This is a genomic window from Cellulomonas sp. EB106-03-03-XG116 (assembly GCF_058792015.1).
The window spans coordinates 21,632-40,747 of the sequence record NZ_JBYTEP010000004.1 but is presented as its reverse complement, the minus strand read 5'-3'; the positions used below and the strand labels follow the sequence as shown (position 1 = coordinate 40,747).

The following is a 19,116-nucleotide window of genomic DNA, read 5'->3' as shown; positions in this document are numbered from 1 at the left end:
CGCCGACGGCGTGTCGGTCACGACGTTCCACTGTCCCGGGCGCGGGCACGGGCACGGGAGCCGGGGCGGGGAAGGGAGCGAGGGCGGGCGCGGGCGTCGGGTCGAGCAGGGTCAGCCGCGGCCGCGGAGACGGTCGATCTCGCGGCGCTCGCGCTTGGTCGGCCGGCCCGCGCCGCGGTCGCGCTGGGCTGCGACAGCCACCTGCTCCGGGGGCGGGGGTGCCGGGGTGCGGTCGACGTAGCACCGGGCGGCGGGCTCGGCGCCGACGCGGCGCTCCAGGACGTATGCGACCTCGACGATCCGCTCGGGACCCTCGCCGCGGACCCGGACCTCGTCGCCGACCTTGACCGACGTCGCGGGCTTCGCGCGCTCGCCGTTGACCCGCACGTGGCCGGCGCGGCACGCGGTCGCCGCCGCGGCGCGGGTCTTGGTCAGCCGGACGGCCCACACCCAGCGGTCCACCCGGGTGGACGGCGGGCCGGCGGGCAGCGGCTTGGCGGCGGGCACGGGGGAGCCCGTCGCCCCCGGACCGCCCGCCGTACCCGGGCCCGCCTCGCCGCCGCCCGCCCGGCCCGCCTCGCCGCCGCCCGCCCGGCCCGCCGCCTCGTCGCTCAGCACGTCGCCGCTCCGGTCAGGCCGCGGCCCGGGCGGCGCCGAGGATCTCGGCCGCGTCGTGACCGCCCGGCTGCTCGCCGGCGGCAGCGGCCGCCTCGGCCAGCCGCAGCAGCGCCGCGTTCAGCGGCGTCGCGACCCCGTGCAGGCGGCCGAGCAGCACGATCTCGCCGTTCAGGTAGGCCGCCTCGATCGACCCGGCGCCGCGCACCAGGCTCTGCCAGGACGACCCGCCGCGCCGGGTGACGCCGGGGAGGTCGACGAGGGTGAAGTCGCCGCGGGCCTCCGCCTCCTCCTCGGGGGACGTCGGCTCGATCCCCGCCGCCGCGAGCACCGCGCGCGCCTCCGCGACCGTCGCGGTCAGCAGCTCCTTCGCCGCGGGCTCGCGCACCGGGCCGCACAGCGCCTCGACGGCGTTGCCGAGGTTGCTCAGCAGCTTCGCGTACTTCCACGCCATGACGTCCCGCACGACCGGCGCGCGGAAGCCGACCGCCTCCAGGTCCGCGCCGACCGCGGCGAGGTCCGGGTCGGCGTCGCCGACCGGGAACGAGCCCACGGTGAGCACGCCGGTCACCGGGCTGCCGGCCGCGGACACCCGCCCGGGCTCGAGGAACGTCGCGGGCAGCCACACGCACATGCCCGCGACGCGCGCGAACCGGCGCAGCGCGGTGCGCTCGTTGTCGACGCCGTTCTGCGCGCACACCAGCAGCAGGTCCTCGCCCGCGGTCCGCGCGCCGGCGACCGGGCGGCCCGCCCACTGCGCGGTCGTCGCGGCGGTGTCCTGGCCCTTCACGGCGAGCACGAGCACGTCGCCGGGGCGCAGGTCGACGTCCTCCGGCCCGGCGGCCGTCGCGGCGCGCACCACCCGGGCGCCGGCCGGGGTGGTCAGGTGCAGCCCGTCCGCCCGCAGCGCGTCGAGGTGGGCGCCCCGGGCGACGAGCACGACCTCGCGCCCCGCCTCCGCCAGCAGCCCGCCGATGGTCCCGCCGACCGCGCCGGCGCCGATGATCACGTATCGCACGCGTGCCACCGTGCCACACGCGGCGCCCTCGCGGCGCGGGCGGTCGGCCGCCGGACGCCCTCGCGCGGGCCTGCGCCCGGGTCGGGCCGTCCCGGGCGCCGACGTACGGTGGAGGTCATGAGCTCCTCTGTCGTCGCCGTCACCGGCGGCCATGTCGTCCCCGTCTCCTCCGACCCGATCGACGGCGGCACCGTCCTCATCCGCGACGGCCGCATCGAGGCCGTCGGCGCCGACGTCGTCGTCCCCGAGGGCGCGACCGTGATCGACGCGACCGGCCGCTGGGTGCTGCCGGGCTTCGTCGAGGCGCACGGCCACGTGGGCATCCACGAGGAGGGCGAGGGCGTCGCGGGCAACGACACCAACGAGATGACCGGCCCGAACATGGCGGCCGTCCGCGCGATCGACGCGGTGAACATCGACGACGAGGGCTTCCGCGACGCGCTGTCCGGCGGCGTCACCTCCGTCGTCGTGAAGCCGGGCTCAGGCAACCCGATCGGCGGCCAGTCGGTCGCGATCAAGTCCTGGGGCGGCCGCACCATCGACGAGCAGGTCATCAAGGCGGCCGTCTCCGTGAAGTCGGCGCTCGGCGAGAACCCCAAGCGGGTGTACGCCGAGAAGAAGCAGACGCCGTCGACCCGGCTCGGCACCGCGCTGATCATCCGGCAGGCGTTCACCGACGCCCAGCACTACCGCGCCGCGCGCGCCGCCGCCGAGGCCAAGCGCGAGCCGTTCAAGGTCGACCTCGGCCTGGAGACGCTGGCGCGGGTGCTCGACGGCGAGCTCGCCTGGGACCAGCACGCGCACCGGCACGACGACCTGGTGACCGCCATCCGGCTGGCCGACGAGTTCGGCTACCGCCTCGTGCTGAACCACGGCACCGAGGGCCACAAGATCGCGGACGTCATCGCCGAGCGGGACATCCCGGTGATCTTCGGCCCGATGTTCACCTCGCGGTCGAAGGTCGAGCTCCGGGACCGCGCCATCGCCAACCTCGCGGCGCTCGCGAAGGCCGGCGTCCGGGTCGCCATCACCACGGACCACCCGGTGGTCCCGATCAACTTCCTGGTGCACCAGGCGACGCTCGCGGTCAAGGACGGCCTGCCGCGGGAGACCGCCCTGGAGGCCCTGACGGTCAATCCGGCGTCGTTCCTCGGGCTCGACGACCGGGTGGGCGCGCTGGAGCCGGGCCGCGACGGCGACGTCGTCATCTGGTCGGGCGACCCGCTCGACGTGCACGCCCGCGCGGAGCACGTCCTCATCGAGGGCCGCACGGTCTACACCTGGGACGACGCGACGCAGACGGCCCGCGTGGTGGAGCGGTCGGAGCGCTTCACGGCCTGACCCGGCGCGTCCCACGGCCGTGAGGTCGTCACATCGCGGTGAGGTCGTCACGAACGAGTGACGACCTCACGCGGTCGTGACGACCTCACGGGCCGGCGGGGGTTCATGGGTGGCGCTCAGGGAGGGTTCAGCGGCCTTCCGGGATCGGGGCGTTCTCTTGCTCCTGTCGGCGCCACAGCGGCGCCCCGCAGGAGGTGTCCCCATGGACCAGCACGACCAGGCCGCCCAGCCGACCGACCCGCAGCAGGAGCCCGCGCCCCGGCCCGAGGTCGACCCCGCCCTCGCCGCCGCCCCGCCCGCCCCGCGCCGCTCCCGCCGACGCCGCACCGCCGTCGGGCTGGTCGCCTCGGGCGCCGTCGCCGGGGCCCTGGTCCTCGGCGGGTCGGCCGTCGCGCTCGGCTGGCCCGCGAGCACCGCCGGCACCGGGCTCACCGCCTCGGCGGGCCGCGACGGCTCCGGGTCCGGCCTCGGCGGGTGGGGCTCGTCGGGGACGCAGGGCTACGGGTACGGGGGCTCCGCCCCGTCGACCGGCCTGCCCGGCTCCTCGTCCGGCTCGTCGTCGACCGGCACCGCCACCCTCGACGCCGGTACCGCCACCGAGGCCCAGCAGCAGGGCGTCGTGCTGATCGACACGGTGCTCGGCTACCAGTCGGCCGAGGCCGCGGGCAGCGGCGTCGTGCTCACCTCGGACGGCCTCGTGCTGACCAACAACCACGTCGTCGAGGGCGCGACCGAGATCACCGTCACGATCGGCACCACCGGCGAGACGTACACCGCCCAGGTCGTCGGGACCGACGCGACCGCCGACGTCGCCGTCCTCCAGCTCCAGGGCGCGTCCGGCCTGACCACGGCCACGCTCGACTCCGACGGCGACCTCGCCGTGGGCGACGCGGTCACGGCGGTGGGCAACGCGGAGGGCGGCGGCGTGCTGCTCGCCGCGGACGGCACCGTCACCGCGCTGGACCAGTCGATCACCACCCGGGCCGAGGGCGTCTCGTCCGGGGAGTCGCTGACCGGGCTGATCCAGGTGGACGCGGACGTGGTCTCGGGCGACTCCGGCGGCGCGCTGCTGGACGACCGGGGCGAGGTCGTCGGCATCACGACCGCCGCGTCGTCGGGCTCGTCGGACATCACCGGCTTCGCGATCCCGATCGACGACGCCCTGGACGTCGCGACGCAGATCGTCGCGGGTCAGGACTCCGACACCATCACGCTGGGCTACCCGGCGTTCCTCGGCGTGCAGCTGGCGACCGGCGTTACCTCGACGGTCCCGGGCCTGGGCGGGGCGACCGGCTCGACCGGCACCGGCGCCACGATCGCGGGCGTCGTCGACGGCACCCCGGCGGCGCAAGCCGGCCTCGCGGCGGGCGACACGGTCACCGCGGTCGACGGCACGGCGGTCGCGGACGGCGACGCGCTGAGCACGGCGCTCGCGGCGCACGCCCCCGGCGACCAGGTCACGCTCACCTGGACCGCCACCGACGGCACCGCGCAGACGGCGACCGTCACCCTGATCGCGGGCCCGGCGGACTGATCCCGGCGCCCGGTCGCCCGCTCGCAGGCGACCGGGCGCCCCGCGCCGCGCGGCCTGCGTCTTCCTGCGCGGCCGACGACCATCGGCGGCGGCCGGACCGGAACGCGGAGGCCCGGCGACCCGGCAGCCCGGGCGCGCCCGGCGACCCGGCAGCCCGCCGGCCGGGCGCGCTCGCCCGCCCCGCACCGGCAGGCCCTACGCTGACCCACCATGGCCGTCACGATGCAGGACGTCGCGCGCCGCGCCGCCGTGTCCGTCAAGACGGTGTCCCGCGTGGTCAACGACGAGCCGCACATCAGCCCGGACAAGCGGGCGCGGGTGCTCGCGGCGATCGACGAGCTCGGCTACCGGCTCAACCCCGCCGCGCGGACGCTGCGCACCGGCCGGTCGGGCGTCATCGGCCTCGGGCTGCCCGACCTGCGCGAGCCGTACTACGCCGAGCTCGCGCACGCCGTGCTGCAGCAGGCCGGCCGGCGCGGCCTGACGGTGCTCGTCGACCCGACCGGCGGCGACCGGGACCGCGAGCTCGCGCTGCTGCGCGGCCGCGGCGGCGGGCTGGACGGCGTGCTGCTGTACGCGCTGGGCGTGGGAGCCGAGGACGCTGACGCCGCGGCGCTGCCCGCGGTGCTGCTGGGGGAGCGGGTCGAACCCGGGGCCGCGGCCGCGGTCGACGCGGACCCCGCGGTGGCCGCCGCCGTCGCCCACCTGGTCGAGACGGGGCGCCGGCGGATCGCCGTGCTCGGGGCGGATCCCCGCCCGGGGTCGCCGGGCGCGCGCCGGACCGCCGCGTTCCGTCGCGCCGCGTGCGACGCCGGTCTCGACGTCGACGAGGCGCTGCTGCTCGACGTCGGGCCGCGCTGGGGCCGCCAGGCGGGCGCCGAGGCGGCGGCCCGGCTGCTCGACTCCGGCCGGCCGGTCGACGCGCTGATCGCGCACACCGACGCCCTGGCGCTGGGGGCGCTGCGCGCCGCGCTCGACCGGGGGCTGCGGGTGCCCGAGGACCTCGCCGTCGTCGGGTCGGGGGACACCGAGGACGCCCGGTACGCCGTGCCGTCGCTGACGTCGATCGCGCAGGGGACCAGCGAGGTCGCCGGCACCGCCGTCGCGCTGCTCGAGGACCGGATCGAGGGGCGCGCCCCTCGGGACGACGGGGCGAAGGCGGCCGCCGCCGTCGAGCTGCGCCTGCGGGAGTCCACGCTCGGGGTGGGGGTCGCGTGACCACCGCCCACGCCCGGGGCCCTGCCCCCGCCGCTGCGGACCGCGCCACCGCCGACCCCGACCGGCCCGTGACGATGGCGGACGTCGCCGCGGCGGCCGGGGTGTCGGTCAAGACGGTCTCGAACGTCCTCGCCGGGCACGCGCACGTCCGACCCGCGACCCGCGACCGCGTGCTCGCCGCGGTGGCCGCGCTCGGCTACCGGGTCAACCCGTTCGCGAGCCGGCTGCGGTCGGGGCGCACGGGCGTGATCGCGTTCGCGCTGCCGCACCTGTACCAGCCGTACTTCGGCGACCTGGCCGAGCGGGTCATCGCCGAGGGCGAGCGCCGCGGGCTGACCGTGGTCATCGAGCCGACCGACGCGGTGGCGGCCGCCGAGCGCGCGGTGCTCACCGGCGGGCGCCGGCAGCAGGTCGACGGCGCCATCGTCTCGCCGGCGGCGCTGAGCCCCGCCGAGGTCGAGCGGCTGCGCGTCGAGGGCCCGGTCGTCCTGCTGGGGCCGCGGCTCGGCGCGCCGCCCGCGGACCAGGCCGTGATGGACGACCGCGGGGCGGCCAGGACCGCCGTCGCGCACCTGCTCGCGACGGGCCGCCGGCGGATCGCGGCGATCGGCGCGACGCCGAGGGGCGGGTCCGCCGCGCTGCGCGAGGCCGGCTACCGGGACGCCCTCGCGGCGGCCGGCGTCCCCGTCGACGACGCCCTGGTGCTCGACGCGCCCGACTGGGACCGCCGGTCGTCGGGCGCGGCGGCGGCGGTGCGGCTGCTGGGGTCGGGCGCCGCGTTCGACGCGGTGTTCTGCTTCAACGACGCCATGGCGTTCGGCGCGCTGCGCGTGCTGGCCAGCCGGGGGCTGCGCGTGCCGGACGACGTGGCGGTGGTCGGGTTCGACGACACCGAGCAGGCCCGGTTCTCGACCCCGCCGCTGACCTCCGTCGACCCCGGGCAGGAGCAGATCGCCCGGACCGCCGTCGAGCTGCTGGTCGACCGGATCGGCGGGTACGCGGGGGAGCCCCGCGTCGTGGTGGCGGAGCACCGGCTGGCCGTGCGGGAGTCGAGCGGCGGTCCGCGGACGCCCGTGGCCTGATCCCCACCCCGTCCTCCCGGGACCGGCCGTCCGATCGGGGTGCGTCGCGAGAGATCGACGGGGACCGGGACGCGCCTCCTGCACGGGCACGGCGTGCATCGATGTCAGATCATCCGCGGAGGTCGGAGCCCCGTCGGCGCCCAGGATCGCGCGGCAAGGCGCTCGCCGCATGCCCGCCACGCGAGTTGTCGGTGTTGACATCGATGTAATCGGACAGCAGAGTGGCGTCCGCACCGTTGCACCGCTCACGGCGAGGAAGCCCCATGACGCACGCGGCCACCACCGCACCCACCGCCCGCCCCGCGCAGCCGCTGCGCGCGCACGCCGGCCCGGTCGCCCCGCGCGCCACCGAGCGCCTGGTCCAGCGCCCGCTGCCGGCCTCCGCGGTCCGCCTCGACCCGGCCGGCCACCTCGGCCGCTGGCAGCGGCTGAACGCCGACGCCACGCTGCCGCACAGCATCGGGATGCTGGAGGACAGCGGCGCCCTGCCCAACCTCCGCCGGGTCACCGGCGAGCACGACGGCCCGTTCGTCGGCTACCAGTTCGCCGACTCGGACGTCTACAAGGTGCTGGAGGCGATCGGCTGGGAGATCGGCCGCACGGGCACCGACGCGTTCGACGGCTTCCTCGACCGGACCCTCGACCTGCTCACCCGGGCCCAGGACGCCGACGGCTACCTGAACTCGTTCGTGCAGGTCGACCGGCCCGCCGAGCGCTGGGCGGACCTGCGCTGGGCGCACGAGCTGTACTGCGCCGGGCACCTGGTCCAGGCCGCGGTCGCCCTGCACCGCGGCGCCGGGCGGGCCGACTACCTCGCGCTGGGCCGCCGGTGCGCCGACCTCGTCGTCGCCACGTTCGGGCCCGAGGGCCGCGCGGGCTACTGCGGCCACCCGGAGGTGGAGACGGCGCTGGTCGAGCTGTACCGCGAGACGGGCCACGAGCCGTACCTGGCCACGGCCCGGCGGATGGTCGACGAGCGCGGGCAGGACCTGGCGCTGCTCGGCCCCGACCGGCTCGGCGCGCACTACTTCCAGGACCAGGCCCCCGTCCGGGAGTCGCTCGAGGCGACCGGCCACGCCGTGCGGCAGCTCTACCTGGACGCGGGCGTCACCGACGTGTTCACCGAGCAGGGCGACGACACCCTGCTCGCCGCGATGCGCGCGCAGTGGGACTCGGCGCACCACCAGAAGATGTACGTGACCGGGGCGATGGGCTCGCGGCACTTCGACGAGTCGTTCGGCGACGCCTACGAGCTGCCGCCGGACCGCGCCTACGCCGAGACCTGCGCCGCCATCGCCGACGTGCAGTGGTCCTACCGGATGCTGCTGGCCGACGGCGGCTCCCGGTACGCCGACGCGATCGAGCGGGCCCTGCTCAACGCCGTCGCCGCCTCGGTGTCGGCGGACGGGCGGTCGTTCTTCTACTCCAACCCGCTGCACCTGCGCGAGGGGCACCGCGAGGAGGAGAACGCCCCGTCCCGGCGCACGCCCTGGTACTCCTGCGCGTGCTGCCCGCCGAACATCGCCCGGCTGGTCGCGTCGCTGCACGCGTACCTGGCGACGGCGACCGACGACGCGCTGCGGGTGCACCTGTACTCCGCGGCGACGATCGAGGTCCCCGGGCACCTGGGCACCGGCGCCGTCCGGGTGGACACCGCGTACCCGGCCGACGGGCGCGTGCGGGTCGAGGTCGACGGCTCGCTCACCGGGTCGCTCGCGCTGCGCGTGCCCGGCTGGGCCACCCGCCTGCGGGTGACCGTCGACGGCGTCCCGCTCGCCGCGACGACCCGGGCCGACCTGCCGCTCGAGGACGGCTACCTGGTGCTGCCCGCGGGCACCCGCCGGGCCGAGCTCGACCTGGAGATGCCGGCGACCGCCGTCGCGGCGCACCCCCGGGTGGACGCCGTGCGCGGCTCGGTGGCGCTCGTGCGCGGCCCGGTCGTCTACTGCGTCGAGCAGGCCGACCACCCCGACGGCCCGTCCGTCGAGGACGTGCGGCTGCGCGCCGGCGGCGCCCTCACCGTGGTCCCGGGCGACGACCCGCTGCCGCGCATCGCCGCGGAGGGCGTCGCCACCGAGGTCGCCGACGTCCCGCTGTACGGGCCCGGCGCGGGCGCCCCCGCGGCGGGCGCACCCGTGCGGCTGACCGCGATCCCGTACGCGCAGTGGGGCAACCGCGCCCCGGGCGCCATGCGGGTCTGGCTCCCGCTCGCCTGACCGGCGTCCGGCGCCGCGACCGAGCGGTCCGGCGCCGGGCGACCACGACGCACGACCCGGCCCGCCGAGGGCCGGCACCCCACGACGAAGGGACGGCGCGACGATGCGCAGACGGGTCAGGAGGGCGGCCGCGCTGGCCGCCGCGGTGGTGCTCGGCGCGAGCGCCTGCGCGAGCGGCTCCGGTGGTGGCGGTGACGACGACACCGTGACGCTCTGGGTCCGCGACTACCAGAAGGCGATCATGGGCACGCTCGCGGACGAGTTCAACGCGACCCACGAGACCCAGGTCGAGGTCACGCTGGTGCCCGCGACGAGCTTCGTGCAGAAGCTCGGCACCGCGGTGGCGGCCTACCAGGGCCCGGACATCGCGTCGCTGGACCTGGTGTTCGCGCCGTACTTCGCCTCGGCGGGCGTGCTCGCGGACGTGACCGACCGGGTCGACGCGCTGCCGTACGCGGACGACCTCAGCCCGGCGCACCTGGACCAGGTCACCTACGAGGGCCGCACCTACGGGGTCCCGTTCACGGGAGACGTGTCGGTGATGTTCTACAACAAGACCCTGTTCGCCGAGGCCGGGCTCGACCCCGAGGCCCCGCCGGCCACCTGGGCCGAGGTGCAGCAGGCCGCCGAGGCGGTCGCCGCGCTCGGCGACGGCAGCAACGGGTTCGTGTTCTCCGGCGCGTGCGGCGGCTGCAACATCTTCTCGCTGACCCCGCTGGTGTGGGCGTCCGGCGGCGACGTGCTGGACGCCGACGGCACCGAGGCGCTGCTCGACTCCGACGAGGTCGGCGGGGCACTCCAGCTGTACCGGGACCTCTACGACGCGGGCACCATGCCCGAGCTGGTGCGCACCGACGCCGGCCCGAACGCGGCGAGCGCGTTCCAGTCCGGCACGGTCGGCATCCGGTTCGACGGCACCTCGTTCATGTCGACGCTGGTGTCCGACGGCGCGGTCGACTTCGGCGTCGCCCCGATCCCCGGTCAGGACGGCGGGTCCGCCTCGTTCGCGGGCGGTGACGTGCTGTCGGTGATGACCGGCGCCGACAACCCGGACGGGGCCTGGGAGTTCCTGCAGTGGGCGACCGACCGCGACGCGCAGCAGGTGCTCGCCGACCACGCGATCCTGCCGATCCGGATGGACCTGCTCGACGAGATCTACGTGCCGCAGGACCCCCGGTTCGCCGTGTTCGCGGACGCGCTGTCCGTCGGGCACGTGCCGTACTCGATCGTCGAGAACGAGCTGTTCAACGACAACAACGGCGTCTGGGCCGGGCTGATCCAGGACGCCGTGTTCGGACCCGGCAGCGTCGCCGACGCGCAGGCCGCGGCCCAGGAGGACGCCCAGGCGATCCTCGACAAGGCGAACGACTGACCTCATCCGCGGGGCACCGCGCCCCCCTCGAACGACGGAGTTCCGAGCGATGACCGCACCCGTCATGGCCCCACCCGCACCCGGCGGCGTCGCGCTGCCCCGGCGCCGCCGCAGGCGCGCCACCCTCGCCCGCCGGCGCACCCGGCTCGGCGTGCTCATGGTCCTGCCCGCCGTCGTCATGCTCGGCCTGTTCTTCCTGTGGCCGCTGACGCAGACGGTCCGGATGTCCTTCTACGACTGGCCGATGCTCGGCGAGCACACGTGGGTCGGGCTGGAGAACTACGCCGACGCCCTGACCGACTCCGACTTCCTGGCGGCGGTCGGCTTCACCCTCCGGTACACGCTGATCGCCACGCCGCTGCTGTTCGCGGTGGCGCTGGTGCTCGCGCTGCTGGTCCGCGGGGGCACCCGCGCCGCGCGGGCGTTCCAGACGATCTGGTTCATCCCGGTGGTGATCGGCATGGCCGCCGCGTCCTACCTGTGGATGTACCTGTTCCAGCCCGACCTGGGCCCGGCCGCCGCGCTGGGGGAGCGCGCGGGGCTGCTCGACGCGTCGCAGAACTCCTTCGCCACCTTCACCTCCGCGCTCGTCATCGTGCTGGCGATGGTCACCTGGAAGGTGGTCGGCCTGCAGATGCTGCTGCTGTCCTCCGGGCTGCAGTCCATCCCGGTCGAGGTGACCGAGGCGGCGCGCATCGACGGCGCGGGGCGGTGGCAGGCCTTCCGGCACATCACGCTGCCGCTGCTGCGGCCGACCCTCGCGCTGGTGCTGGTGTTCTCGGTCGCCGGGTCGCTGCTCGCGTTCGACCAGTTCTTCATCATGACCGCGGGCGGGCCGTCGAACTCGACGATCACCGCGGTGTTCCAGACCTACCGGACCTCCTTCATCCAGTTCGAGCTCGGCGCCGGTGCCGCGATGTCGGTGCTGCTCATGGTCGTCCTCGCGGCCGTGAGCGCCCTGCAGATGCTCCTGCTGAGGAACACGGACAACGCATGAGCACGCTGGTCGCCGCCGACGCCTCGGCCCTCGCCACCCCCGACCCGTCCCGGACCCCGGCGCCCCGGCGCCGCGGCCGCATCCCGCGCACCGTCGCGGAGGTCCGCGCCTCGATGCCCCGCCTCGCGTGGTGGGTCGTCTGCCTCTGCCTCGCGATCGTGTTCCTCTACCCGCTCTACGTGATGATCACCCAGAGCCTCAAGGCGCCCGCCGAGGCCGTCGCGGTCCCGCCGACGATGTTCCCGCACGACTGGTCGCTGGAGAACTACGCGGCGCTCGCGGACTCGTCGTCCGGGATCAGCCTGCTGCGCTCGCTCGGCAACTCGGTGCTGGTCTCGGTGTCGGTGACCCTGCTGACCACGGTCGTCGCCACGCTCGCCGGCTACGGGTTCGCCAAGCTGCCGTTCCGGGGCTCGGGGTTCATCTTCTTCCTGGCCCTGGTCGCGTTCATGGTGCCGTTCCAGGCGATCATCACGCCGCTGTTCCTGATCCTGCGGAACCTCGGCCTGCTCGGCTCGCTGCCCGGGCTGGTCCTCGTCATCGCGACGTTCAGCCTGCCGTTCGGGCTGTTCCTCATGCGGAACACGTTCGCGGCGCTGCCCGGCAGCCTGGAGGAGGCCGCGATGATCGACGGCTGCGGGACGCTCGGGGCGATGCGCCGCGTGCTGCTCCCGGTCGCGCTGCCCGGCGTGATCTCCACCGCGCTGCTCACGTTCTTCACGGCGTGGAACGAGTTCTTCGCGACGCTGATCCTGCTGGTGGACCAGGACAGGTACACGCTGCCGGTCAGCCTGCAGATGCTGGCGTCCGGGCAGAACAACCAGCTCGACTGGGGCGTGATGCAGGCGGGGGTCACGGTGACGGTCGTGCCCTGCATCGTGATCTACCTGCTGCTGCAGAAGTACTACGTCAGCGGCCTGCTGTCGGGCGCGGTGAAGTAGCGGTCCGCCCCCGGCGGGCCGGGCGCCGCGCCGCCGTCCTCCCGGTGTCCCAACCGGGCGGGCGGCGCCGCGCGCGCCCCCTCACCGAGCGTCGGAGTCGGCTCCCTGGATCGCGGCCCTGCCGGCCTCGAGCCGCGCGACCGGCACCCGGAACGGCGAGCAGGACACGTAGTCCAGACCCACCGAGTCGAAGAACCGGATCGACTCCGGGTCACCGCCGTGCTCGCCGCAGACGCCGACGGTGAGGTCCGGGCGGGTGGCCCGACCCTCCTCGACGGCGATGCGGACGAGCCGACCGACGCCCTTCGTGTCGATGGTCTCGAACGGGGACACGGTGAGCACCCCGTTCGCGAGGTACTCCGGGAAGAACGCCCCCTCGACGTCGTCCCGGGAGAAGCCCCACGTCGTCTGCGTGAGGTCGTTGGTGCCGAACGAGAAGAACTGCGCGACCTCGGCGATCCGGTCGGCGGTGAGCGCCGCGCGCGGCAGCTCGATCATGACGCCGACCGGCAGGTCGAGCGCGACGCCCCGCGCCTCGCCGACCTCGGCCATGATCCGCAGCGCCTCGTCCCGGACCAGGTGCAGCTCCATCACGGATCCGACCAGCGGGACCATGATCTCGGCGTGCGGGGCGCCGCCGGCCTCGAGGCGGTCGGCCGCCGCCTCGCAGATCGCGCGGATCTGCAGGGCGAACAGCCCGGGCACGACGAGGCCGAGCCGGACGCCGCGCAGGCCGAGCATCGGGTTGGCCTCGTGCATCCGGCGGACGGCGGCGAGGAGCTTCACGTCGTGCGGGTCCTCCTCGCCGCGCTCCCGGGCGAGCGCGACGCGCACGGCCAGGTCGGTGAGGTCGGGCAGGAACTCGTGCAGCGGCGGGTCGATGAGCCGGATGGTGGTGGGCAGCCCGTCCATCTCCGCGAGCAGCGCGCCGAAGTCCTCGCGCTGCAGCGGCAGCAGGGCGTCGAGGGCGGCCTGCCGCTCCTCGTCGTCGTCGGCGAGCACCACCCGCTCGACCAGCACGCGCCGCTCGCCGAGGAACATGTGCTCGGTGCGGCACAGCCCGATGCCCTGCGCGCCGAGCGACCGGGCGCGCCGGGCGTCCTCGGCGGTGTCGGCGTTCGCGTGCACCCGGAGCCGGCGGGTGTCGTCCGCGTGCGTGAGGACGCGGTGCACGGACCGCACGAGCTCGGCGGTCTCCTCGTCGGGCCCGGCCTGCTCGAGCGCCGCGTCCAGACCCTCCCCGAGGTAGGTGCTGACGGGGGAGGGGACGACCGGCACCGCGCCGAGGTAGACCTCGCCGGTGGAGCCGTCGATCGCGATGACGTCGCCCTCGGCGACCTCGTGGCCGCCCACCTTCATCGACCGGGCGGCCGGGTCGATGTCGAGCGCGTCCGCCCCGACGACGCAGGTCAGCCCCATGCCGCGCGCCACGACCGCCGCGTGCGACGTCTTGCCGCCGCGCGCCGTGAGCACGCCGACCGACGCGATCATGCCGCCGAGGTCGTCCGGGTTGGTCTCCCGCCGGACCAGCACCACGTCGTCGCCCGCGGCGGCGCGCGCCTCGGCCGCGGCGGAGTCGAAGACCGCGTGCCCCACGGCGGCGCCGGGGGAGGCGGCCATCCCGGTGGTGAGCAGGGTCCGCTCGGCGTGCGCGTCGAACCGCGGGAACATCAGCTGCGAGAGCTGCGCCCCGCTGACCCGGGTCAGCGCCTCGTCCATGGTGATGAGGTGCTCGTCGACGAGCTGGGTGGCGATCCGGAACGCGGCCGGCGCCGTGCGCTTGCCGACCCGGGTCTGCAGCATCCAGAGCCTGCCGCGCTCGACGGTGAACTCGACGTCGCACAGGTCGCGGTAGTGGGTCTCCAGCCGGCGCATGGCCTGGCGGAGCTCGCCGTACGCCTGCGGGGACACCTGCTCCATCTCGGCCAGGCTCAGGGTGTTCCGGATGCCGGCGACCACGTCCTCGCCCTGGGCGTTCGCCAGGTAGTCCCCGTAGTCGCCGGAGTGCCCGGTGGCCGGGTCGCGCGTGAACGCCACGCCGGTGCCGGAGGTCGGCCCGAGGTTGCCGAACACCATGCTGACGACGTTGACCGCGGTGCCGAGGTCGTCGGGGATGCGCTCGCGGCGGCGGTACAGCCGCGCGCGGTCGGTGTTCCAGGACCGCAGGACGGCGACGATCGCCAGGTCGAGCTGCTCGCGCGGGTGCTGCGGGAACACGCGCCCGGACTCCGTGCGGACGATCTCCTTGAACGCCTCGACGAGCTGGCGCAGATCCGCCGCGTCGAGGTCCACGTCCTGCTCGACGCCCTTGGCCGCCTTGGCCTTGTCGAGCGTGTCGGCGAACAGGTCGCCGTCGATGTCGAGGACGGTCTTGCCGAACATCTGGATCAGCCGCCGGTACGAGTCCCAGGCGAACCGCTCGTCCTCCGCGAGCTCGGCGAGCCCGATGACGGACGCGTCGTTGAGCCCGACGTTGAGCACGGTCTCCATCATCCCGGGCATGGAGAACTTCGCGCCCGAGCGCACGGAGACCAGCAGCGGCTCGTGGAAGTCGCCGAGCCCCCGGCCCAGCGCGTCCTCGAGCCGGCGCACGGCCATCGTGACCTGCACGCGCAGCTCGGGCGGCAGGTGCCCCGTGCGCATGTACGCCCGGCAGGCGTCGGTGGTGATGGTGAAGCCGGGCGGCACCGGCAGGCCGAGGCGGGTCATCTCGGCGAGGTTCGCGCCCTTGCCGCCGAGCAGGTCCTTCTGGTCCATCCCGCCCTCGGAGAAGTCCTGGACATAGCTGGCCACGTGCACCTCCGGGTACGACCGCGGGGGCGTCGTCGCACCCGCCCTCCCTACTCTGCTCCCCGCGGTCGCGGTCCGGTAGGGCCATCGGTACCTGGCGCGGCCGCCGGGCGGCGAGGAGAATCCGGGGGCGGTCCGTCGGCGGTGGTCGGTAGGATGGGAGCACTAGACCCACCTCGAGGAACGGAGCGCACGGCGCACGCCGAGCACATGGCCGAGACCACACCCGATCGCCCGCGGCGATCGCTCCCCGGGACCGCCCGGGTCGAGCACCGGATCACGATCCCGTCGAGCGTGTCCATGGTCGAGCTCCTGGGGATGGACGACCAGGTCCTGCGCGCCGTGGAGGACGGCTTCCGCACCGTCGACGTGCACGTGCGGGGCAACGAGATCACCCTCGGCGGCCCGGCGGGGGACGTGGCGCTCGTCGCCCGCCTCGTCGACGAGCTGGTCGAGACCGCCGTCGCCGGCACGCCGCTGACCCCGGACGTGGTCACGCGCTCCGTCGCGATGCTCACCGCCGGCACCGCCACGCGCCCGGCCGACGTCCTGACGTTCAACATCCTGTCGAGCCGCGGCCGGACCATCCGGGCCAAGACCGCGGGCCAGAAGGAGTACGTCGACGCGATCGACCGGAACACGATCACGTTCGGCATCGGCCCCGCCGGCACCGGCAAGACCTACCTGGCGATGGCCAAGGCCGTGCAGGCGCTGCAGGCCCGCCAGGTGAACCGCATCGTGCTGACCCGCCCGGCGGTGGAGGCGGGGGAGCGGCTCGGGTTCCTGCCCGGCTCGCTCAGCGACAAGATCGACCCCTACCTGCGGCCGCTGTACGACGCGCTGCACGACATGGTCGACCCCGAGTCGATCCCGCGGCTGATGGAGGCGGGCACGATCGAGGTCGCGCCGCTCGCCTACATGCGCGGCCGCACCCTCAACGACTCCTTCATCATCCTGGACGAGGCGCAGAACACCTCGGCCGAGCAGATGAAGATGTTCCTCACCCGCCTGGGCTTCGGCTCCAAGGTGGTCGTGACCGGCGACGTCACCCAGGTCGACCTGCCGTCCGGCACGACCTCCGGCCTCCGCGTGGTCGAGTCGATCCTCGACGACGTGGACGACGTCGCGTTCTGCCGGATGTCCTCCTCGGACGTCGTCCGGCACCGCCTGGTCAGCGACATCATCGACGCCTACGCACGCTGGGACAGCACCAAGAGATGAACTCACCCCACGAAACCGCTCGCTGCGCTCGCGCTTCCGCGGGGGCCCCGAGATGAGCATCGAGGTCAACAACGAGTCCGGTCACGAGGTCGACGAGGCGGAGTTCGCCGCGCTCGCCCGCTTCGTCCTGGACCAGATGCACGTGCACCCGCAGACCGACCTGTCGATCCTGTTCGTCGACACCGAGGTCATGACGGACCTGCACGTGAAGTGGATGGACGAGCCCGGCCCCACGGACGTGCTGTCGTTCCCGATGGACGAGCTGCGCCCCGGGCGCGCCGACGAGCCGACGCCCGCCGGGCTGCTCGGCGACGTCGTGCTGTGCCCGGAGGTCGCCGTCGAGCAGGCGCGCACCGCCGGCCACTCCACGGCCGAGGAGCTGCTGCTGCTCACGACGCACGGGATCCTGCACCTGCTGGGCTACGACCACGCGGAGCCGGAGGAGGAGAAGGAGATGTTCGGCCTGCAGCGCCAGCTGCTGCTGACCTTCCTCGCAGGGCGATGACCGCCGGCGTCCCGCTGGGGCTGCTCGCGGCCCTGACGGTCCTGGCCCTGCTCGTGGCGGCCGTGCTCTCGGCCGGCGAGGCCGCCGTGCTCCGGCTGTCCCGCGGCGTGGTCGCCGACCTGCTCGCGTCGCGGCACCCCGCGGGCGAGCGCGTCCGCCGGCTGACCGAGGACCGCGCCGCCGTCGCGGGGTCGGCCGGCGTCGTCCGGCTGCTGTGCGAGATGGTCGCGGCCGTCTGCCTGACGCTCGCGATCGCCGCCTCGTCGCTGCCGTGGGCGGCGGAGCTCGTCGTCGCCGTGGCGGCGTGCGCCTTCCTCACCGTGGTGCTCGCCCGGCTCAGCCCGCGCTCGCTCGGCCACCGGTACCCGCGCCAGGTGCTCACCACCACGTCCCGGCTGCTGCTCGCCGTGCGCGCGGTCGCGGGCCCGCTGGTCCGGGTCGCCCCGGCGGCGGGCACCGACCTCGACGAGGACGAGCTCCGCGAGATGGTGGAGCGCGTGGGGGAGTCGCCGTCGATCGACGTGGACGAGCGGGCGATGGTGCGCTCCGTGCTCGGGCTCGGCGACACCCTGACCCGCGAGGTCATGGTGCCGCGCACCGACATGGTCACGACCCACGAGGCCACCCCGCTGCGCAAGGTGCTGTCGCTGCTGCTGCGCTCCGGGTACTCGCGCGTCCCCGTGGTCGGCGAGGGCGTCGACGACCTGCGGGGCGTGCTCTACCTCAAGGACCTGGTCCGCCGCATGCAGGACGACCCGGAGGGCGCCGAGGCGCCGGCCGGTTCGCTGGTCCGGCCGGCCGTGTTCGTCCCGGAGTCGAAGCCGGTCGACGAGCTGCTGCGCGAGCTGCAGGCCGGCGCCAGCCACATCGCGATGGTCGTCGACGAGTACGGCGGCATCGCCGGCCTGGTGACCATCGAGGACGCGCTCGAGGAGATCGTCGGCGAGCTCACCGACGAGCACGACCCGCACGCCCCGCAGGTCGAGGACCTCGGCGGCGGCACCTACCTCGTGCCCGCGCGGCTCGCGAAGGACGAGCTGGGCGAGCTGTTCGGCCTCGACGTCGAGGACGACGACGTCGACACCGCGGGCGGCCTGCTCGCCAAGGCGCTCGGCAAGGTGCCGATCCCGGGCTCCGCCGGCGAGATCCACGGCCTCCGCCTGGTCGCGCAGGGCACCGAGGGGCGGCGCAAGCGCGTCGCCCGGGTGCTCGTCTCCCGCGCCCCGGAGCCCGACGACGACGCGGACCCCCGCGAGACCGCCGACCGACCGGCCGACCCGGCCCCCACCCCGACGGACCACTGACATGACGGAGACCCCCGTGCCCCACCGCTCCGGCTTCGCCTGCCTCGTCGGCCGGCCCAACGCCGGCAAGTCGACGCTCACCAACGCGCTGGTCGGCCAGAAGGTCGCGATCACCTCCGGGCGGCCGCAGACCACCCGGCACACGGTGCGCGGCATCGTGCACCGCCCGGACGCCCAGCTCGTCCTCGTGGACACCCCGGGGCTGCACCGGCCCCGGACCCTGCTCGGCGAGCGGCTGAACGACCTGGTGCGCGACACGCTGACCGAGGTCGACGTCGTCGGCTTCTGCCTGCCGTCGGACCAGAAGGTCGGCCCGGGCGACCGGTTCATCGCCGAGCAGCTCGCGCAGCTCGGCCGCCGCACGCCGGTCGTGGCGATCGCGACCAAGGCCGACCTGGTCGGCAAGCAGCGGCTCGCGGAGCACCTGCTCGCCGTCTCCGAGCTCGGGGAGTGGGCCGACATCGTCCCGGTCTCCGCGGAGTCGGGCTACCAGGTCGACGTCGTGGAGCAGGTGCTGGTCCAGCACCTGCCCGAGGGCCCCGCGCTGTACCCCGAGGGCGAGCTGACCGACGAGCCCGAGGCCGTGATGGTGGCCGAGCTGGTCCGCGAGGCCGCGCTCGAGGGCGTGCGCGACGAGCTGCCGCACTCGCTCGCGGTCGTCGTCGACGAGATCGTCCCCCGGGAGACCGGCGCGGGGGAGACCCCGATGCTCGACGTCCGGGTGCACCTGTTCGTCGAGCGGGACAGCCAGAAGGCGATCGTCATCGGGCGCGGCGGCTCCCGGCTGCGCGAGGTCGGCACCCGCGCGCGCCGCGGCATCGAGGCCCTGCTCGGCTCCCGGGTGTACCTCGACCTGCACGTCAAGGTCGCCAAGGACTGGCAGCGCGACCCCAAGCAGCTCGGGCGGCTGGGCTTCTGAGCGCCGCGACCACGCAGCGGGAGCAGGGGGTCCCCCCGGGGGG

The 19,116-nt window shown here is 75.2% G+C and carries 15 protein-coding genes; 12 read left to right on the top strand and 3 right to left on the bottom strand.

Translation table 11 applies throughout. The features are described from left to right. Nucleotides 1–111: 111 nt before the first annotated feature. Nucleotides 112–489 carry an RNA-binding S4 domain-containing protein gene (locus tag AC3WUG_RS02915; RefSeq protein ID WP_492326366.1) on the bottom strand — a complete coding sequence of 126 codons (378 nt, stop codon included), beginning with the start codon at nt 487–489 and terminating at the stop codon, nt 112–114. 142 nt (nt 490–631) lie between these two features. After that, entirely contained in the window at nt 632–1,633 is a 1,002-nt protein-coding gene (locus AC3WUG_RS02910) for a ketopantoate reductase family protein (RefSeq protein ID WP_492326274.1), read from the bottom strand. Between the two features lie 117 nt (nt 1,634–1,750). On the opposite strand from AC3WUG_RS02910, the gene AC3WUG_RS02905 reads away from it, so the two are divergent. The 8 genes from AC3WUG_RS02905 to AC3WUG_RS02870 all read left to right on the top strand — a co-directional run bounded on the left by AC3WUG_RS02905 (nt 1,751) and on the right by AC3WUG_RS02870 (nt 12,334). Next, nucleotides 1,751–2,974 (top strand): amidohydrolase, encoded by a 1,224-nt coding sequence (locus AC3WUG_RS02905; protein ID WP_492326273.1) that lies wholly within the window; start codon nt 1,751–1,753, stop codon nt 2,972–2,974. Nucleotides 2,975–3,176: 202 nt separating this feature from the next. After that, nucleotides 3,177–4,508, top strand: a complete 1,332-nt coding sequence (locus tag AC3WUG_RS02900; RefSeq protein ID WP_492326272.1) for a S1C family serine protease — start codon at nt 3,177–3,179, stop codon at nt 4,506–4,508. Between the two features lie 210 nt (nt 4,509–4,718). Then, on the top strand, nt 4,719–5,726 hold the full coding sequence (locus AC3WUG_RS02895) for a LacI family DNA-binding transcriptional regulator (RefSeq protein ID WP_492326271.1): 1,008 nt from the start codon (nt 4,719–4,721) through the stop codon (nt 5,724–5,726). Beyond that, nucleotides 5,723–6,808 (top strand): LacI family DNA-binding transcriptional regulator, encoded by a 1,086-nt coding sequence (locus AC3WUG_RS02890; protein ID WP_492326270.1) that lies wholly within the window; start codon nt 5,723–5,725, stop codon nt 6,806–6,808. Before AC3WUG_RS02895 ends, AC3WUG_RS02890 begins: the two co-directional genes overlap by 4 nt. 263 nt (nt 6,809–7,071) lie before the next feature. Further along, entirely contained in the window at nt 7,072–9,024 is a 1,953-nt protein-coding gene (locus AC3WUG_RS02885; protein ID WP_492326269.1) for a glycoside hydrolase family 127 protein, read from the top strand. A 103-nt stretch (nt 9,025–9,127) separates the two neighbouring features. Then, entirely contained in the window at nt 9,128–10,396 is a 1,269-nt protein-coding gene (locus tag AC3WUG_RS02880) for an ABC transporter substrate-binding protein (protein WP_492326268.1), read from the top strand. A 49-nt stretch (nt 10,397–10,445) separates the two neighbouring features. Next, nucleotides 10,446–11,393 (top strand): carbohydrate ABC transporter permease, encoded by a 948-nt coding sequence (locus AC3WUG_RS02875; protein ID WP_492326267.1) that lies wholly within the window; start codon nt 10,446–10,448, stop codon nt 11,391–11,393. Beyond that, a complete protein-coding gene (locus AC3WUG_RS02870; RefSeq protein WP_492326266.1) occupies nt 11,390–12,334 on the top strand; it encodes a carbohydrate ABC transporter permease in 945 nt (314 codons plus the stop codon). Before AC3WUG_RS02875 ends, AC3WUG_RS02870 begins: the two co-directional genes overlap by 4 nt. A gap of 81 nt (nt 12,335–12,415) precedes the next feature. Here the strand turns inward: AC3WUG_RS02870 and ppdK are convergent, their stop codons facing one another. Next, nucleotides 12,416–15,127 carry a pyruvate, phosphate dikinase gene (ppdK, locus tag AC3WUG_RS02865; RefSeq protein ID WP_492326265.1) on the bottom strand — a complete coding sequence of 904 codons (2,712 nt, stop codon included), beginning with the start codon at nt 15,125–15,127 and terminating at the stop codon, nt 12,416–12,418. A gap of 207 nt (nt 15,128–15,334) precedes the next feature. Here ppdK and AC3WUG_RS02860 point away from each other — a divergent pair, with 207 nt between their 5' ends. Genes AC3WUG_RS02860 through era form a run of 4 tightly spaced genes read left to right on the top strand, consistent with a single transcriptional unit; the run spans nt 15,335 to nt 19,073 of the window. Then, entirely contained in the window at nt 15,335–16,345 is a 1,011-nt protein-coding gene (locus AC3WUG_RS02860; RefSeq protein WP_492326264.1) for a PhoH family protein, read from the top strand. 52 nt (nt 16,346–16,397) lie between these two features. Further along, nucleotides 16,398–16,850, top strand: a complete 453-nt coding sequence (gene ybeY, locus AC3WUG_RS02855) for an rRNA maturation RNase YbeY (RefSeq protein WP_122149451.1) — start codon at nt 16,398–16,400, stop codon at nt 16,848–16,850. Further along, nucleotides 16,847–18,154 (top strand): hemolysin family protein, encoded by a 1,308-nt coding sequence (locus AC3WUG_RS02850; protein ID WP_492326263.1) that lies wholly within the window; start codon nt 16,847–16,849, stop codon nt 18,152–18,154. Before ybeY ends, AC3WUG_RS02850 begins: the two co-directional genes overlap by 4 nt. A gap of 1 nt (nt 18,155) precedes the next feature. Then, nucleotides 18,156–19,073 (top strand): GTPase Era, encoded by a 918-nt coding sequence (gene era / locus AC3WUG_RS02845; RefSeq protein WP_492326262.1) that lies wholly within the window; start codon nt 18,156–18,158, stop codon nt 19,071–19,073. The last annotated feature ends 43 nt before the right edge of the window (nt 19,074–19,116 follow it).

Bases quoted from the DNA above. Each gene is read 5' to 3' on its own strand.
- AC3WUG_RS02895 (WP_492326271.1), top strand. From the start codon at position 4,719: ATGGCCGTCACGATGCAGGACGTCGCGCGCCGCGCCGCCGTGTCCGTC.
- AC3WUG_RS02880 (WP_492326268.1), top strand. From the start codon at position 9,128: ATGCGCAGACGGGTCAGGAGGGCGGCCGCGCTGGCCGCCGCGGTGGTG.
- ybeY (WP_122149451.1), top strand. From the start codon at position 16,398: ATGAGCATCGAGGTCAACAACGAGTCCGGTCACGAGGTCGACGAGGCG.
- era (WP_492326262.1), top strand. From the start codon at position 18,156: ATGACGGAGACCCCCGTGCCCCACCGCTCCGGCTTCGCCTGCCTCGTC.
- AC3WUG_RS02875 (WP_492326267.1), top strand. From the start codon at position 10,446: ATGACCGCACCCGTCATGGCCCCACCCGCACCCGGCGGCGTCGCGCTG.
- AC3WUG_RS02850 (WP_492326263.1), top strand. From the start codon at position 16,847: ATGACCGCCGGCGTCCCGCTGGGGCTGCTCGCGGCCCTGACGGTCCTG.
- AC3WUG_RS02905 (WP_492326273.1), top strand. From the start codon at position 1,751: ATGAGCTCCTCTGTCGTCGCCGTCACCGGCGGCCATGTCGTCCCCGTC.
- AC3WUG_RS02860 (WP_492326264.1), top strand. From the start codon at position 15,335: ATGGCCGAGACCACACCCGATCGCCCGCGGCGATCGCTCCCCGGGACC.
- AC3WUG_RS02870 (WP_492326266.1), top strand. From the start codon at position 11,390: ATGAGCACGCTGGTCGCCGCCGACGCCTCGGCCCTCGCCACCCCCGAC.
- AC3WUG_RS02900 (WP_492326272.1), top strand. From the start codon at position 3,177: ATGGACCAGCACGACCAGGCCGCCCAGCCGACCGACCCGCAGCAGGAG.
- AC3WUG_RS02885 (WP_492326269.1), top strand. From the start codon at position 7,072: ATGACGCACGCGGCCACCACCGCACCCACCGCCCGCCCCGCGCAGCCG.